The organism is Acinetobacter sp. 789_lipA, from assembly GCF_058242845.1.
This window is the reverse complement of sequence record NZ_JBZAYS010000001.1, coordinates 1,379,518-1,395,019: the sequence shown is the minus strand read 5'-3', so window position 1 is coordinate 1,395,019 and position 15,502 is coordinate 1,379,518. Positions and strand designations below refer to the sequence as shown.

The following is a 15,502-nucleotide window of genomic DNA, read 5'->3' as shown; positions in this document are numbered from 1 at the left end:
TTATTTCAGTTGTCGTTTCAACTGTAATAAGGTCTGTCCACTGTGCTGTTTATAAGCACGCGCTAAAGCTGACTGTCCCGAATAGCCGAGTTGTAAAGCAATTTCAGTTAAACTCAAACCTTGTTGTAAGAGATATTCACATCGTTTCATGCGCTCTGACTCAAGTACTTGCTTAAATGAACTATCCCAGTCTTGCAACTGGCGTTGTAAGGTCCGCGTTGACAGGTGTAATTCATTGGCAATCTGTTCAATTTTAGGAGCTTCCGCATGTGCCTTAAGATAATCAGCCACGGCGCTATGAATCTGTTGCAATACGCTCTCATAACGAGGCTTGAGGGCAATTGCTACCTCTGCTTGTTTCAGTAAAAGCTGCGTTAAAGAAGGATCAGCAAAGCCCGATTTTAAAGTCAAACTGTCCGCACTCATCACATAGGCATAGCAGGCTTGATTAAAGCTCACTTCACAGCCATAAAATTTTTGATAATGATACTGTGCCATCTGGGCTGGATGCGCCATTTGGATTTTTAAGAATTGTAATTGATCGGGGAAAATTTTCTTGGCCAAATGCACAATGGATGCCATGGTCATTTCATTCAGTGAAGCATATTTCTCATTGAGAAAAGGCCAAGTCAGCCAAATTTCATTGCCCCATTGCTGCATCTGCATGGGACTAACTTCTGCCCCATCAATCACCAAACGACTAAAGCGCATCACATAACTCAGTGCTTCAGCCATGCTATTACTGCGTGTGGCCATATAACCTAAAACACCAAAATGCTCAGGTTGAATAAATTTTGCCATCTCCATAATCAACTGAGGACAATCCAACTGTTCTCGCGTCAGTTGCAAAATCGTTTGAAAGAAAGAAAATGGTGATTGGGTATCGATTGACAGTTGTAATACATGCTCCAATTCATACTGATATTGCGCTAAAAAACCGAGTTGATGAAAATCGATTCCTTGCTCTATAAGATACATATTCCAGAGCTGAAAATAACCATTGGGGATTTGTAATTCTTGCATGACGGCCTACCCGCTATTTGACATGCGATATTTTCACATTGGCGTAAAATGTATAAAAAATGGCAATATCTGTCAAAACAAACTGCATTTTCTCCGACATACTGCAATCATCCAAGGCAAATGAAGTAAAACAAAATGAATGCCATTATTACAGCCCCTATTGAACCGATTGTGCGAACCCAACTTAATTTTAAGCTCGATGAAGTGCCCCGTTTTTGGTTTGGCGGTGACCCATTTCGGACGCGCATGTTCGATGCACTCAGCCTCACTTTCCCCGATGGAGAACGCTATTTTATTCAAAGCGTGCGTTTGTTTAGGGACCAAATTACAGACCCAAGCTTAGCGGCTCGTGTAAGCGATTTTATTAAGCAGGAAGCACAGCATGGCATTGCCCATGACAAAATGAATCAGGTCATGCGAGAACAAGGCATGCCTGTCGATCAGTTTATTCAGCGTTTAAATAAAATCTTCAAGTTCGAATTAAGCAAACGCTCGCCGCAATACAACATTGCCATGACGGCTGCGGCAGAACATTTAACCGCACTGATGGCCGAAACTTTTTATAGCCATAAAGCCACGTTGGCTGAGGCCCACCCCTATGTACGTGCTTTATTTGCATGGCATGCAATTGAAGAAATGGAACACCGCGATGTCGCGTTTGATGTGATGAAACAAGTCGGACATGTGCCTGAAGCGACGCGTCTATTTGCATTGGCCTTTACCACGGTGATGATGTTTGGTTTCACCACCTATCGTGCAGATGTCATGCTCAAACATGATGGCTTTAACCGTATTCAGCGCTTGCAAATGATGCGTAAAGGGCTGCCATGGTTCTTTGGGGAAAAAGGGATACTGTCTCGGATGCGTGGTCAATATCTCGATTGGTTTAAGAAAGACTTTCATCCCAATCAACATCCTGTGATTGCTCAGTATAAAGTTTGGATCGACACCCTAGCAGAAAGTCATGATCCGATTTTAGCGGGTGAAGCTTTTTGGCAAGCTGGGAAATAATTCAGTAAGCGCAACAAATATACACTTTGGATGAGTTTAGGTATCATACGCCATCTTAAAACATGGGTATATGAAGTTGAATTTGTATGTCCGATTACATCCGAAGTTAAAAATGTCGTTTAAATTCAAACTCCGCGTTCTTGGTTATTTGATCATGGTCAATGCAGTGATCTCGATGCTTATTGCTTGCAGATATTTCCTGTATTTATCTGAGTTTCCAACAGATTTATTGGGATTCAGTTTCTTATTTACTGGAACATTCTCGCACATGACTGTGCTTGCTTCATTGATTGGCTTGATCTTGATTCCGAGCTTATTTCTACCCAATACGCTACGTCATATTACGCAAGCAAGTATTGCTAGCTTGGCACTCATTGCACTGATCATAGATACCTTTGTTTACGCACAGTACCGTTTCCATATCAATACCGTCATGCTGGAACTGGTGATGTCAGGTCAGGTTGTGAGTTTCTCAATCTCAACATGGCTGATGGTCATTGCTGCGATTGCCTGTATTTTTGCAGCACAATTTTACTTGATCCGATTCTTAGAGAAAAAATTACCCACTTTTTCATGGAGCATTGGTAAAAAGTTTACAGGCTTAGTGTTTGTCGCTTTACTTTTAAGTAATGGTATTCACGTTTGGGCTGCAGCACATGTCTATCAACCTGTGACCATGACACAACGCTATTTACCGATGTTTTATCCGATGACCTCGAATAAAACCATGAAAAAGTACGGCTGGATTGATGAAGAAGCCTTAGAAAAACAAAAGGCTATGTCTTTAGAACGTAAAAGTGACCTGAATTATCCGCTGACGCCGATTGTTGGAGAAGCTCCAAAGCAACCCACCAATATTATGTTTATCGTGATTGATTCTTGGCGTGCAGACACATTTAATGCAGACAACTCACCAAACTTGTGGAGTTATGCGCAGAACGGAAAGATTTTTAATCAACACTATTCAACAGGAAATGCCACACGCACAGGTATTTTTGGGATGTTCTATGGTATTCCTGGTACTTACTGGCATGGCATGATTGTGAACCGCCAAAGTCCAGTATTTATTGACCGTTTGCAAGCACTGAATTATCAACTCGGTTTATTTGCTGCTGCCAAATTAACCAACCCTGAATTCCACGAAACCGCATTTTCAAAAGTGCCAAATTTACGTATTGGTTCTTCTGGCAAAGTGGCGGGGGGTATAGATGAAGAACTAACGCAGGATTGGTTAAAGTGGTATGAAAAAAGAGATCGAAACAAACCGACCTTTTCATTTTTATTTTACGACTCCCCACACGGATACAGCTTCCCTAAAGACTATCCACACCAGTACAAACCTATGCTGGATGAGGTTAATTATCTCAAGTTAAGTAATGATTCTGATCGTTCATTAATGATGAATCGTTATAAAACCAGTGTGCACTACGTCGACAGCATTGTGAAACAGGTTTTAGATAAACTAAAAGAAACGGGTGATGCAGAAAACACATTGGTCATCATTACTGGCGACCACGGACAAGAGGTGAATGATAATCTTCAAAACTTCTGGGGACATAATGGTAACTTTACCGACCCTCAAGTCAAAGTTCCTTTTGCAATCATTGGTCCGAAGATTCAAGCTGATAAACTATGGAATAACCAAGTTTTAACTAGCCATCAAGATATTGTTCCAACTCTCATGAAGAACTATTTGGGTGTGACCACAAAAATTCACGACTATTCAGTGGGGGAAGATTTGTTGGGAGCACAAATTCAACGTGATTGGATTTTAACCTCAAGCTATAGTAAATATGGCATTGTTACCCCTAAAAACATCTTAGAAGTGGGGGCTATTGGGCAATTCGAAATCTTAGACAAAAAGAATCAGCCAATGTCAGATCAAGAGCCAAACTATGCTCATGTTCAAGCAGCATTGGAGCAAATTAGTCGTTTTAATAAATAAAGGCAAAAGAAAAACCGGCATGATGCCGGTTTTTTTATCACAAGTGTTTTTACCACTTTGCATAGTGCTGTTCGAGCAGTCCATATTCATTTAGCAATACAATCTCTTGATCACCCTGCTGAATCGTACCGCTAATTTTGGCTTGCCACTGACTAAACTGACTGCCCACGAGACGCAAATTTAGATTTTCAAAACGGCGCCACCCCGTGGTCACGGTTAAATTTAAGCGTTCATCTAGCGAGCGAATGCTCCAACGCCCTTCTTCTTCCATTTGGAACAGAACATCACTCACAGTGTAGAGCTTTCCATTCACCCACAGACAGTTTTCATTGCCAAAACTTTCATTCACACCAGAGGCTAAGTTCAGACCAATACGCTTACCCTGTGCATCCCAAAAACTACAAGAAAGCCAAAACCAAGCTGTTTCCGGTCGGAGGAAACCACAGGTATCATCTAGCGCAGCCAAGGTCCGCTCATTAAACTGAATGATCTGCCCCGCTTTATTGGTAAAAAAACCCTCACACGCTAAGGTGGTCAATTTCTGAGTATAAGTCCAACCATTAATCCCTGTTGGACTACACATACTCAATGGATCAGTACCTGCGCAGAAAATTCGGGCACTCAGCTTAATCTCACCATACTTAGTGACTTGAACATAACGCACCCCATTGGCATGCTGAATTTCAATTTGAAACGGTGAATTTGCAAACACACTTTGGTTATACAAAGGTTGTTCATCTAATACGGTTTTACGCGCCAGAAAATTCACGGCATTCCATTCAAGCACTTCATTTTTAAGATGATCGTAAATATAAACGAAACCATGCCCAGCCCAAGCAATATCAGCGATCGCTAAGCCAATGGTGTAATGCTCATGTTGAATGCTACAAAACTTAAACTTCTTATATTTCAGCTTTTTCCGCCAGCCAGTGAGGACTTCGCCATACGGGGTTTTATACTGATACTTATTTAAATCAATGGTTTTTGGAAGTTCGCTAAACCGACCATAATGTGGTTGTCCGTTGGACTGTATCAAATCCATTGATGCTTTATCCTTAAGCAAAAGTTAATGAATATCCATAGGCATATTATGCCTATAATTTTAATCATGAATAGTATTTAGTTGTTTTTTTCATCAAATTATTCATGAAACTCGTTTTTTCGTTTTAATCCATCTTATGCCAGAAAGAGCGAACCTGTTGATTCTAATTTAACATGAGATATGTATTTTCCCACGTATTTGCATCAAACTCAGCTTCAACCAAAGCCACATAACGCCCATGTACACAATCAATCGAGATACAGTCATCGACTTCTAAAATACGGTCAGTATGTTGCTTTTGCCACTTTTGATCAAAATGTTGTTTGCCAAGTTGTTTGGCTTCTGCGGCATGCGGAGCAACCACGAGTACATAACGATGTAACTCCCCAAATTCATGTGTGTCATACCCACCTAAATTTATGAGCCACAGTTTTTCATCTGTGACTTGAGGCTGTGCATCACTAAACTGTATTTGGTATTTTCTCCCTGCACTTTCAACACCATTCACTTGCGTCCAAGCATCAATATGTAAGCCTTTTTGTTCACCAAACCACGCATTTTTAAGTTGCGGGTAGGTGTCTTGTAATCTGTCAGCGACAGCAAATACAACATCATGAACTTCGGTATTGGCGTGGGCATGGCGACCACCAAGCATGACCATAAATAAGTTGGGCATTCTATTTCCTTTTTTTGACACATTTTTACAGCTAACATGAGATTCACGGAAACGTTATTCGCAATTGTTCGAGGTAGACCACACTGCGAGAGAAATGTTTTTGCAACGATATTAATCACATGAAAGTATAGGACGAGTTTTGCGAATGACAATGCCTTTGGTTACTTTGGGCTTATCCAAAGTAACATTATGAACTCCTTACATTTGAGGTGTAAGCGGTAAGACTCCGTCAAAATACAGATAACGTTACATGACCAGTAAGATAGATTTGACCAGAGCTTTCATTGGGAGGAAATATCTTACTTTTGTTTCGTCAAAAGTAACAAAACCATCTTATTGAGCAGACATTACATCCCTGTAATGCTGCTCAACGGGCAACATCTAGGTCACCTTCACTTATTCATGTTTTGGATAAACGTCTATTTCAAAAAAAATCGTGCTGAATTACTTCAGCACGATTTTTGTAATCTACCCAACCCTCATTTATTAAAAAAGGGGGGGGGCTTTTCTCTCTTTTTCAAAAGTGGTTAGTGGAGGATTCTTACATCTCAACCATTTCCACGCCATCAATACGCGCCACAGTCATTAAGTCCTTATCACCACGACCTGAAACAGTCGCAATAATAATTTGATCTTTAGACATGGTTGGCGCAAGTTTAGTGACATAAGCCATCGCATGAGAACTTTCCAGTGCAGGAATAATCCCTTCAATATGGGTTAAATCACGGAAGCCTTGTAAGGCTTCATTGTCATTGATCGGAACATATTCAACACGGTGCATATCTTTTAAGAAGCTATGTTCAGGACCTACACCCGGATAGTCCAAACCAGCAGAAATCGAATGCGTTTCAATGATTTGACCTTGTTCATCCGACATCAAGTAAGTACGGTTACCATGTAAAACACCGACATGACCTGCATTTAACGGTGCAGAATGTTTGCCCGTTTCAATGCCATAGCCTGCTGCTTCAACGCCGTACATTTTCACATCAGCATCATTTAAGAATGGATAGAACAAGCCCATTGCATTTGAACCACCGCCCACACACGCCACTAAAGCATCAGGTAAACGCCCTGCTTGCTCTTGAATTTGTTTACGAGCTTCACGACCAATAATGGATTGGAAGTCACGAACTAACTGCGGATATGGGTGTGGGCCTGCAACCGTACCAATCACATAGTAAGTTGAATCAACATTGGTCACCCAATCACGCATAGCTTCGTTCATGGCATCTTTCAATGTTTTAGAGCCACTTTCCACAGGAACAACGGTCGCACCGAGTAAACGCATACGGTACACGTTCATGGCTTGACGTTTCACGTCTTCAGCACCCATGAATACCACACATTCAAGCCCTAAACGTGCGGCAATCGTGGCCGTTGCTACACCATGCTGACCAGCACCTGTTTCGGCAATAATACGTTTTTTACCAGACAGTTTTGCCAATAGTGCCTGACCAATGGTGTTATTCACTTTATGTGAGCCAGTATGGTTCAAATCTTCACGTTTTAAGTAAATTTGCGCCCCACCCAACTCTTTCGACCATCGCTCAGCATAATATAAAGGACTAGGACGACCTACATAGTAGGCGAGGTCACGGTCGAATTCTGCCAGAAATTGCTCATCATCTTTCATACGGAAATAGAGCTTTTCTAAGTCTTCTAATGCAGCCATTAGAGTTTCTGACACAAAACGTCCGCCATGGATACCGAAATGCCCTTTTGCATCTGGGTATTGGGTATAGTCAATCACATTACTTTGCTGATCCACGATGGACTCCTTGCATGAAGTTTTCTATAAGTTGTTGGTCTTTTATACCTTTAGCGGATTCGACGCCTCCGCTGACATCTACAGCATAAGCCCCAGTCGTCTTTATAGCGTCTTCAACATTAGTTGGGGTTAAACCACCAGCTAAAATCAAAGGAATATCCAGTTTGGGGAATTGTGACCAGTCAAAACTGTGTCCTGTTCCCCCTTTCAGTTCAGGATGCCATGCATCTAAGAGCACTGCGCTTGCCCCTGCCTGTTGAAAGCGTTGAACTTCTGCCACCACATCCATTTCAGATATTACTTGAATGGCTTTATACCAACGGCGCCCAACCTGTGCCGCAATTGCCTGACAGTCTTCTGGTGTTTCATCACCATGAAATTGAATGATATCCAGCGCAACTAGTTTTAACACATCGGCAATGTCATCCGCTGTGGCATTCACAAAAAGCCCAACAGTTTGCACATACGCAGGCACGTGTTGAATCAATTCTTTAGCTTGAGCGGCACTTACATGGCGTGGACTAGGCGGGAAAAATACAAAACCAATTGCATCTGCCCCGGCATTGACCACAGCGTGAATATCTTGGCTACGGGTAATTCCACAAATTTTGGCACGGGTTCGCATAGGTTATGACTCTGGCTCAACCCTATTTATAGCTGATCTATAAATAACAGGGCGAATCATTGTAATGCAATTTTTTCACCTTGCGTAAAGTTCATCCTGAAAAATCTTTACATAGATTGTTTAATTCGCATACAAACCTTATACTTCGCTCAAATGCAATAAGTCTAAGCACTATGCTTTAGGGAAGTTGGTGAGAATCCAACACTGCCCCCGCAACGGTAAAACGAAACGTATATCTTTATAAGTATTTGCACTTACATCACTGCACTCGTGTGGGAAGATGGATATACCAATATTGTTCGCAATATTTATATTTAAGTCCGGAGACCTGCTTGTTGCGCCATTTAACTCAATCATTCACGGGGGGTGAATGTATGGAGCGTAAAAACATGTCTACTCTTTTTCAACCTACTGCACTTGTAGGTGCTATCGCTATTGCGATGGGTTTCTCCGTATCGGCACAAGCAAATACAGATTCTTCTGTCAATGCATCTTTAGAAACTTTAGTGGTTACCGCATCGCGTTCTGAAGAAAAGATTAAAGATGTACCTGCACGTATTAATGTAATTGATCAAAAGACGATCGAAAAAAATCCCACGCTTAACTTGTCTGATCTAATTCAAAAAGATGCAAGTATTTATATCAAACAATCGGGGGGTATTGGACAAGTACCAGAAATCTATCTACGTGGAACGTATCAGCCCCATACACTTGTCTTAAAAGATGGCGCTCGATTAAATAATCAGAATCATTATTCACCTTTATTTTCTGGCTTTATTGATACCAATGATGCACAACAAATTGAAATCTTAAAAGGTCCTGCATCAGTACAATATGGTAGTGATGCAATTGGCGGGGTTATTCAATTAATTTCTAAAAAACCAGAAAAATCAGGTGCTGAATTAACGGGGATTTACGGTGAAAATAATACTTATAAAACGATCGTAAATGCTAATTTAGTTACCAATCAAGGTTTCTATGCTCAAGTTGGTGGACAACGCTTAGAAAGTGATGGTACACCTATCTTCGAAAGCCAATCTAAAAATAAAAAAGCTGGATATGACCAAAAGGGCTACAATGCGAAACTAGGTTATACTCAAAAAGACCTAATTGATACCAGTGTCTCTATTAGCGAAAATAAAGGGACTAATCTTTTCCATTATCTAAGCTTAAACAACGATTCGCCTCGTCAATTTGAGAATCGTGTCATCAATGCCAAAGTTGCTTATAACATTTTGCCTAATTTAGTTTTGAATACGCAATATGCAAATGTTCAAGATAAGCAAGATGTACGTGATTATGGTTCATACTATAATACTGAAAATAATCAAGGTGACTTAAATCTAAAATGGAAATTCACACCGAATCAAAACATTTTAGTTGGTGCAACTTATAATGATGCAAATTTCAAAAGTAATACCATTTTAAACAGTAACCAAAGTGTAGATAGCACGGGTTATTATGTACAACACCAATTTAAAAACGAAAAATTTAATACCCAAGTTGGTGTACGTCTAGAAGATAATGAACGTTTTGGTAATCATACTGTTGGACAAGGCGCTATTCGTTATTTTATACAACCGACAACCAGTGTTTATGCCAATGTTGGAACAGCATTTAGAGCTCCTGCACTTACAGAACTCTATTACTATAGCGAAGAGTCTGATCAATATGGAATCTATCATACTTATGGCAATACCAACCTCAAGCCAGAGGAAAGTATTTCTTATGAAATTGGTTTAGACCATCAGTTTACGTCTGCATTAGCACTCTATTTATCAGCATACAAAACAGATATTAAAAACTTAATTACATCATTTCCAAGTTATGATTCTGCAACAAATATATCAACAACCACTTATGAAAACATCAATAAAGCGCAATTTACTGGTGGTGAAGTTGGTCTTAAATGGAAACAAAATGATCTTTTCTTATCAACTGAATATGCCTATGTAAAAACCGAAAATAAAGAAACTGGTTTAGAAATTGCCTACCGCCCTAAAAATACAGTTACCTTAACCACTGGTTTAGAAAATGCGATTTATGGTGTAAGTGTTTCTGCAATTGCTCGTTCAAACTCGAATGCCAGTAATAGTGAAAATTCTGTAAAAGTACCAGGTTATGCCACTGTTGACTTCAATGCTTTTTGGAACATCAATCCAAATGTAAAACTATTTACCAATATTCAAAATGTAGGTGATGTTAAATATCGTGAGGTATTAAATACTTACCCATCTAAAGATTGGTATATCAACGGCGGTCGCCTTGCTTCTGCTGGAGTCACTTTCCGTTATTAATTTAACTTAAAGCCTCAAAAAACATTTAAAACAGCGCAGTTTATGGATAATGTTCTGACCGACATTATCCTTTTTTATGACTTAAAAATTCTAGGAAAAACTATGGGCCACCGTTTAAGCAAAATTTACACCCGTACAGGCGATTCAGGCACAACAGGTCTTGGCGATGGTTCACGCGTTGCCAAAGATGATTTACGTATCGGCGCTTTAGGCGATGTCGATGAATTAAATTCTTGCATTGGTATTTTACGCGCACAAATTACTATCAGTTCAATTGAAGATAAAGCCGCTTGGGACAAATCTTTAAGCTTAATTCAACACTGGTTATTTGATCTGGGTGGCGAAGTCTGCATTCCAAACTACAATATGGTGTTACCTGTTGCAGTTGAATTTTTGGAAAATGAAATTGACCGTATGAATGAAGACTTGCCTATGCTCAAAGACTTCATCTTACCTGCGGGCACGTTGGCATGTAGCTACGCACACCAAGCCCGTTCAGTATGCCGCCGTGCAGAACGTAGCCTGATGACTGTACATAGCCGCGACCAAAATATTCAAGCCACTTCATTACAATTACTCAATCGTTTATCCGATTGGTTATTTGTCGCTTCACGCACTTTGCAACGTGCCGAAGGTGGTAGTGAAGTACTTTGGCAAAAAAATATTAATGAGACTATTTAAACGTTTCTAAGTTTTTAGAACGAAATAGATTTTTTCGGAGTCTTGCAGTGATCAATTCACTGGAAGGCTTTCTTAGCTTACATTTCTTTCAGGAAAAGTATCCCAAACCATTTGCCAATCGTAAAACTCGTCAAATGCCTTCTCTTATCTTGAATATCACAGAAGCCTTTCATTCAAGTTCAGTTCTGCCTCAAACCATTACGAATCTCATTTACGCATATCTGATATCTCCACCTTAGAATCTATCCCCAATCCGATGTTTTTAGCGCTACAATCACGCAAAAGACGTATAGATTAGGTTCAATATGAGAATCATCGGACATCGTGGTGCACGTGGTGAAGCCCCAGAAAATACACTCGGCGGTTTTCAATATATTCATGATCTAGGAATACGTGCGGTCGAATTTGATGTTCGTCAGCTCAAAGACCATGAGCTGATCATTATGCATGATGACAACATGCTCCGAACCACAGGTAGTGACCAAGCACTCTACCCATTAAGCAGCACACAACTCGATGCCTATAACCAAGCACATATTTGGCTAGACTGGGAAAAGCAAAGTACGCCAACATTGCTACAAGCCCTCCAGATTATGCAGGACTTCGAACATCTTGAAGTTGAAGTCAAAGCCGTGCAAACACAAGCTGAAGCAGAGCGACTAACACAACATCTCACACAGCAACTTAGAGGCTTTGAACACAGTGCGGTCATCACCAGTTTTGATCTTAAAATCCTACAAGCACTCCAAGATCAACACTCAACATTTAAACGTGGCTTATTGATTGAAGACGATATTCAACATCTTGCGATTGAACAAGCGCTCAAATACGACTGTTGCCAAATCGGCTGGATGAACCAACTGGCAACCGATGACTTGTTAAAAGCCACACAACAAGCAAATTTAGCCATTAGTGTTTGGACAGTGAATGACATCGAGCGCGCCAAACATTTACGTGACTGTGGCATTGATGGATTAATTACCGATTTTCCTAAAATGATGCTACAACATTTGACAGATATACATTGAGCAAGCTAAAGATTTAGTTAAGTTTTACATGAGGAACGCGACTAAAATATTCATTTTTCACTTTGATCACTCTACGACTATAGTGCCTAAAAATGCTTCGATCATTTCGATACCTAAACATTCGTATTCTGTTACTGTTTAGTACAATACATCTGTACAATAATGCTAGTGAATCTCGGTTCGCTCATGCTAATATGATGTAGTTTAATCCATGCAAAAAGTAATGGATTGACCTTCCATTTATACCTCCCAAGGTTTCAGGAGTGCTGTTGGAGATGAATGCTCCCCTACCCAAAGCCCCATTTAACTGGGTTGCAATTTTTGCATTGGTTTTTCTTCCTATTGTGGCTGTGATTGCAATTCCCTTATATGCCTTTCAGCATGATTTTAGCTTAGCTGCTTGGATCAGTATGTTTGTATTACTGGGTATTAGTAGTTTAGGTATTACTGCTGGCTATCACCGTCTATGGGCACACCGTGCTTATGAAGCAAGCTTACCCTTAAAAATCATTTTGATGATTATGGGTACCTTTGCCGTGCAAAACAGTATTTTATTTTGGAGTTCAGGTCACCGTACCCACCACCGCCATGTCGATGATATCGAGAAAGATCCGTACTCGATTAACAATGGCTTTTGGTATGCGCACATGGGTTGGATGCTTCGTGACTATCCATCAGCAGAACCTGACTTTAAAAATGCACCCGATTTACTCAATGACAAATTGGTGATGTTCCAACACAAATACTATGTTCCTTTAGTGATCAGCGTCCACATGGGTATTTTATTACCAATTGGTTGGGCTGTAGGCGACTTATGGGGTGTGTTATTGTTGGGCGGATTAATGCGTTTAATCCTCAGTCACCATGTTACATTCTTCATTAACTCTTTATGCCACATGTGGGGCAAACGTCCATATACAGACGAAAATACCGCACGTGACAACTTCTGGTTAGCCATTGCTACTTGGGGTGAGGGTTATCATAACTACCACCACATTTTCCAATACGACTATCGTAACGGCGTGAAATGGTGGCAATATGACCCAACCAAATGGTTGATTTGGTCATGCTCAAAACTCGGTTTAGCTAAAAACTTACGTCGTATTCCGAGCTTCAATATTAAAAAAGCTGAACTTGCGATGAAGTTTAAATATGCTGAGCAAGACTTAGAAGTTCATGGTCTCAATGTCAATGATGACATCAGCTCTGCGAAAGCTCGTATTGCACAAGAATATGATGCTTTTACCCAAACCTTGAATGACTGGGCAAAATTGAAAGAACAAGAAATTCAAGCCAAGAAAACAGCAGTGGCTGAAAAAATCCATCAAATGGATGAAAAGCTCAAAATTGAGTTTCAGTTAGTCGAACAGCGTCTAGGTCATCACCGTCAAACCTTGACCACACTGATGCGCAGCATTAAAAAAGCCCCTGTTTCTCAGTAATTAATCTCTGATTCAGCATTTCAAAAGAAAGCTCCGCAAGGGGCTTTTTTTAGCAGTTCATAAAGGATAACAACATGGATATTAAGAATATTCCTTTCGGGATCACCAACTGGGCCGAGATACCCACCACCCGCCATACAGGTGATCAGGGTTATGCCCTATGGCGTACTCAGCAATTTGACGCGATTCGCGTACGTATGGTGGAGTATTCGGAAAACTATCTGGCCGACCATTGGTGTTCTAAAGGACATATCCTGTTGTGCTTAGAAGGCGAACTACACACCGAACTAGATGATGGTCGAACTTTTACCCTCACAGCTGGCATGAGTTACCAAGTTGCGGATCAAGCCGAAGCCCATCGCTCGTCCACCTCAAAAGGTGCCAAACTGTTTATAGTTGACTAAAACAGTTGGATATATGTCTTAACATAAAACTTTGCTATATTGATGGGGTCATGGCTTATCCCTTGTGATCCTTCACTATGCAGTTCAATTCACGCTACTCCCTCCTTCCTTCAAAACTTTATCACCATCAACAGCCCTTGCCACTAAAAGGGGCAAAAGCAGGTCATTTCAATGCCGCTTTAGCAGAACAGTTGCAATGGTCTGAAGCCGACAAACAGTCTTGGGTAGAGATTTGCAGCGGACAAAAAACCTTTAGTGAATTTGAACCATTGGCAATGGTCTATGCAGGACATCAATTTGGTCAGTGGGCAGGACAGCTCGGTGATGGTCGGGGTTTATTGATCGCACAAATTCTTGATCAACATGGGCAAACCATTGACCTGCATTTAAAGGGTGCAGGTTCTACTCCTTACTCGCGTATGGGAGATGGTCGTGCGGTACTTCGCTCCGTCATTCGTGAGTATTTGGCTGGACATGCGCTGAATAGTTTAGGCGTGGCTTCAAGCAACGCGGTGGGCTTTACCTCGTCGGCTCAAGGCGTGCAGCGGGAAAAGTTGGAACTCGGTGCCATGATGTTACGTACATCAGACTGTCATATTCGCTTGGGACATTTTGAGTGGATCAATCAGTATCAACCTGATTTACTCGGCGAATTTACCCAAAGATGTATCGCATGGCATTACCCCGAGTGTTTAGATGCGGAACAACCTGTTGTGGCATTTGCAACCCAAGTGATTCAACGGACTGCGGTAATGATTGCCAAATGGCAACTGGTCGGCTTCGCACATGGAGTGATGAATACTGATAATTTAAACATTACAGGTTCAACCCTCGATTTTGGTCCTTATGGCTTTATGGAACGCTTCCGTCCGAATTGGATTAACAATCACTCCGACTACCAAGGCCGCTATACCTATCAGCAGCAGCCAAGCATTGGACATTGGAACTTATGGACATGGTTGAATAACCTCATTCCGCTTTGTCCGCAAGACTATGACAAAGAACAATGGAAGCAAGACCTTGCAGATTGCTTAGAGCACTATGAACCCACGTTCTTGGAGCACTACAAACTGGGTTTAAGTCAGAAAATGGGCTTACCTCATTTCCACACTGAGAGTTTTGACTGTGCCATGACTTTCTTACGGATTCTACAAACCGAACAGCTCGACTACACACAAAGCTTTACGCGTTTGCAAGAGCAGCAATATGAAATGATTAAAGATGACTGCCTTGACCGTCGTCAATTTGAAAGTTTCCTCGCGCAATATGAACAAATTCGTGCGAATCAAGACACAGCAGAACTTAATATAGCCATGCAACAAGCCAACCCTGTTTATATCCTACGCAATCACATGGCACAAAAAGCGATTGAGCTGGCTGAACGGAATGATTTCTCAGAAGTCGAACGCTTATTTGACCTGCTTAGCCGCCCGTTTGAGCGAAATGTAGCACTAGAGAAAGCGGAAGATTTAGCACCTTTGCCAACGGATGTTCCTGAGGTGATGGTGAGTTGTTCCTCTTAAGCATTTGGCTTAAACTGTGGATAAATTAAACAAT

At 41.0% G+C, this 15,502-nt stretch carries 13 protein-coding genes and 1 riboswitch; of the genes, 8 read left to right on the top strand and 5 right to left on the bottom strand.

Annotation, left to right across the window (positions count from 1 at the left end; translation table 11 throughout):
* Complete coding sequence (locus AC4CUZ_RS06685; protein ID WP_234304516.1) at positions 1-1,023, bottom strand: AraC family transcriptional regulator; 1,023 nt, start codon at positions 1,021-1,023, stop codon at positions 1-3.
* A 135-nt stretch (positions 1,024-1,158) separates the two neighbouring features.
* Between AC4CUZ_RS06685 and AC4CUZ_RS06680 the strand changes: the two genes are divergently transcribed.
* Together AC4CUZ_RS06680 and AC4CUZ_RS06675 are read left to right on the top strand one after the other, a co-directional pair.
* On the top strand, positions 1,159-2,034 hold the full coding sequence (locus tag AC4CUZ_RS06680) for a metal-dependent hydrolase (RefSeq protein ID WP_490747407.1): 876 nt from the start codon (positions 1,159-1,161) through the stop codon (positions 2,032-2,034).
* A 112-nt stretch (positions 2,035-2,146) separates the two neighbouring features.
* Positions 2,147-3,979, top strand: a complete 1,833-nt coding sequence (locus tag AC4CUZ_RS06675; RefSeq protein ID WP_178928467.1) for a DUF3413 domain-containing protein — start codon at positions 2,147-2,149, stop codon at positions 3,977-3,979.
* Between the two features lie 49 nt (positions 3,980-4,028).
* Here AC4CUZ_RS06675 and AC4CUZ_RS06670 read toward each other — a convergent pair whose 3' ends face one another.
* The 4 genes from AC4CUZ_RS06670 to AC4CUZ_RS06655 all read right to left on the bottom strand — a co-directional run bounded on the left by AC4CUZ_RS06670 (position 4,029) and on the right by AC4CUZ_RS06655 (position 8,093).
* On the bottom strand, positions 4,029-5,021 hold the full coding sequence (locus AC4CUZ_RS06670) for a DUF2804 domain-containing protein (RefSeq protein WP_159153230.1): 993 nt from the start codon (positions 5,019-5,021) through the stop codon (positions 4,029-4,031).
* A gap of 163 nt (positions 5,022-5,184) precedes the next feature.
* Positions 5,185-5,697 (bottom strand): DUF1543 domain-containing protein, encoded by a 513-nt coding sequence (locus tag AC4CUZ_RS06665; protein ID WP_428870046.1) that lies wholly within the window; start codon positions 5,695-5,697, stop codon positions 5,185-5,187.
* A gap of 541 nt (positions 5,698-6,238) precedes the next feature.
* Positions 6,239-7,468 (bottom strand): tryptophan synthase subunit beta, encoded by a 1,230-nt coding sequence (gene trpB / locus AC4CUZ_RS06660; RefSeq protein ID WP_058870266.1) that lies wholly within the window; start codon positions 7,466-7,468, stop codon positions 6,239-6,241.
* Complete coding sequence (locus AC4CUZ_RS06655) at positions 7,452-8,093, bottom strand: phosphoribosylanthranilate isomerase (RefSeq protein ID WP_428870047.1); 642 nt, start codon at positions 8,091-8,093, stop codon at positions 7,452-7,454. Before AC4CUZ_RS06655 ends, trpB begins: the two co-directional genes overlap by 17 nt.
* Positions 8,094-8,236: 143 nt before the next feature.
* Positions 8,237-8,443, top strand: a riboswitch (cobalamin riboswitch).
* Between the two features lie 39 nt (positions 8,444-8,482).
* Between AC4CUZ_RS06655 and AC4CUZ_RS06650 the strand changes: the two genes are divergently transcribed.
* The 6 genes from AC4CUZ_RS06650 to AC4CUZ_RS06625 all read left to right on the top strand — a co-directional run bounded on the left by AC4CUZ_RS06650 (position 8,483) and on the right by AC4CUZ_RS06625 (position 15,468).
* Positions 8,483-10,390, top strand: a complete 1,908-nt coding sequence (locus AC4CUZ_RS06650) for a TonB-dependent receptor plug domain-containing protein (RefSeq protein ID WP_428870329.1) — start codon at positions 8,483-8,485, stop codon at positions 10,388-10,390.
* A 102-nt stretch (positions 10,391-10,492) separates the two neighbouring features.
* Positions 10,493-11,071, top strand: a complete 579-nt coding sequence (locus AC4CUZ_RS06645; protein WP_428870330.1) for a cob(I)yrinic acid a,c-diamide adenosyltransferase — start codon at positions 10,493-10,495, stop codon at positions 11,069-11,071.
* Positions 11,072-11,376: 305 nt separating this feature from the next.
* On the top strand, positions 11,377-12,099 hold the full coding sequence (locus tag AC4CUZ_RS06640) for a glycerophosphodiester phosphodiesterase (protein WP_428870048.1): 723 nt from the start codon (positions 11,377-11,379) through the stop codon (positions 12,097-12,099).
* Between the two features lie 275 nt (positions 12,100-12,374).
* A complete protein-coding gene (locus AC4CUZ_RS06635) occupies positions 12,375-13,541 on the top strand; it encodes an acyl-CoA desaturase (RefSeq protein WP_428870049.1) in 1,167 nt (388 codons plus the stop codon).
* A gap of 74 nt (positions 13,542-13,615) precedes the next feature.
* Positions 13,616-13,945, top strand: coding sequence for a DHCW motif cupin fold protein (locus AC4CUZ_RS06630; RefSeq protein WP_489773604.1), 330 nt, complete (start codon positions 13,616-13,618; stop codon positions 13,943-13,945).
* Positions 13,946-14,022: 77 nt separating this feature from the next.
* Positions 14,023-15,468 (top strand): protein adenylyltransferase SelO, encoded by a 1,446-nt coding sequence (locus tag AC4CUZ_RS06625; protein WP_428870051.1) that lies wholly within the window; start codon positions 14,023-14,025, stop codon positions 15,466-15,468.
* Positions 15,469-15,502 lie beyond the last annotated feature (34 nt).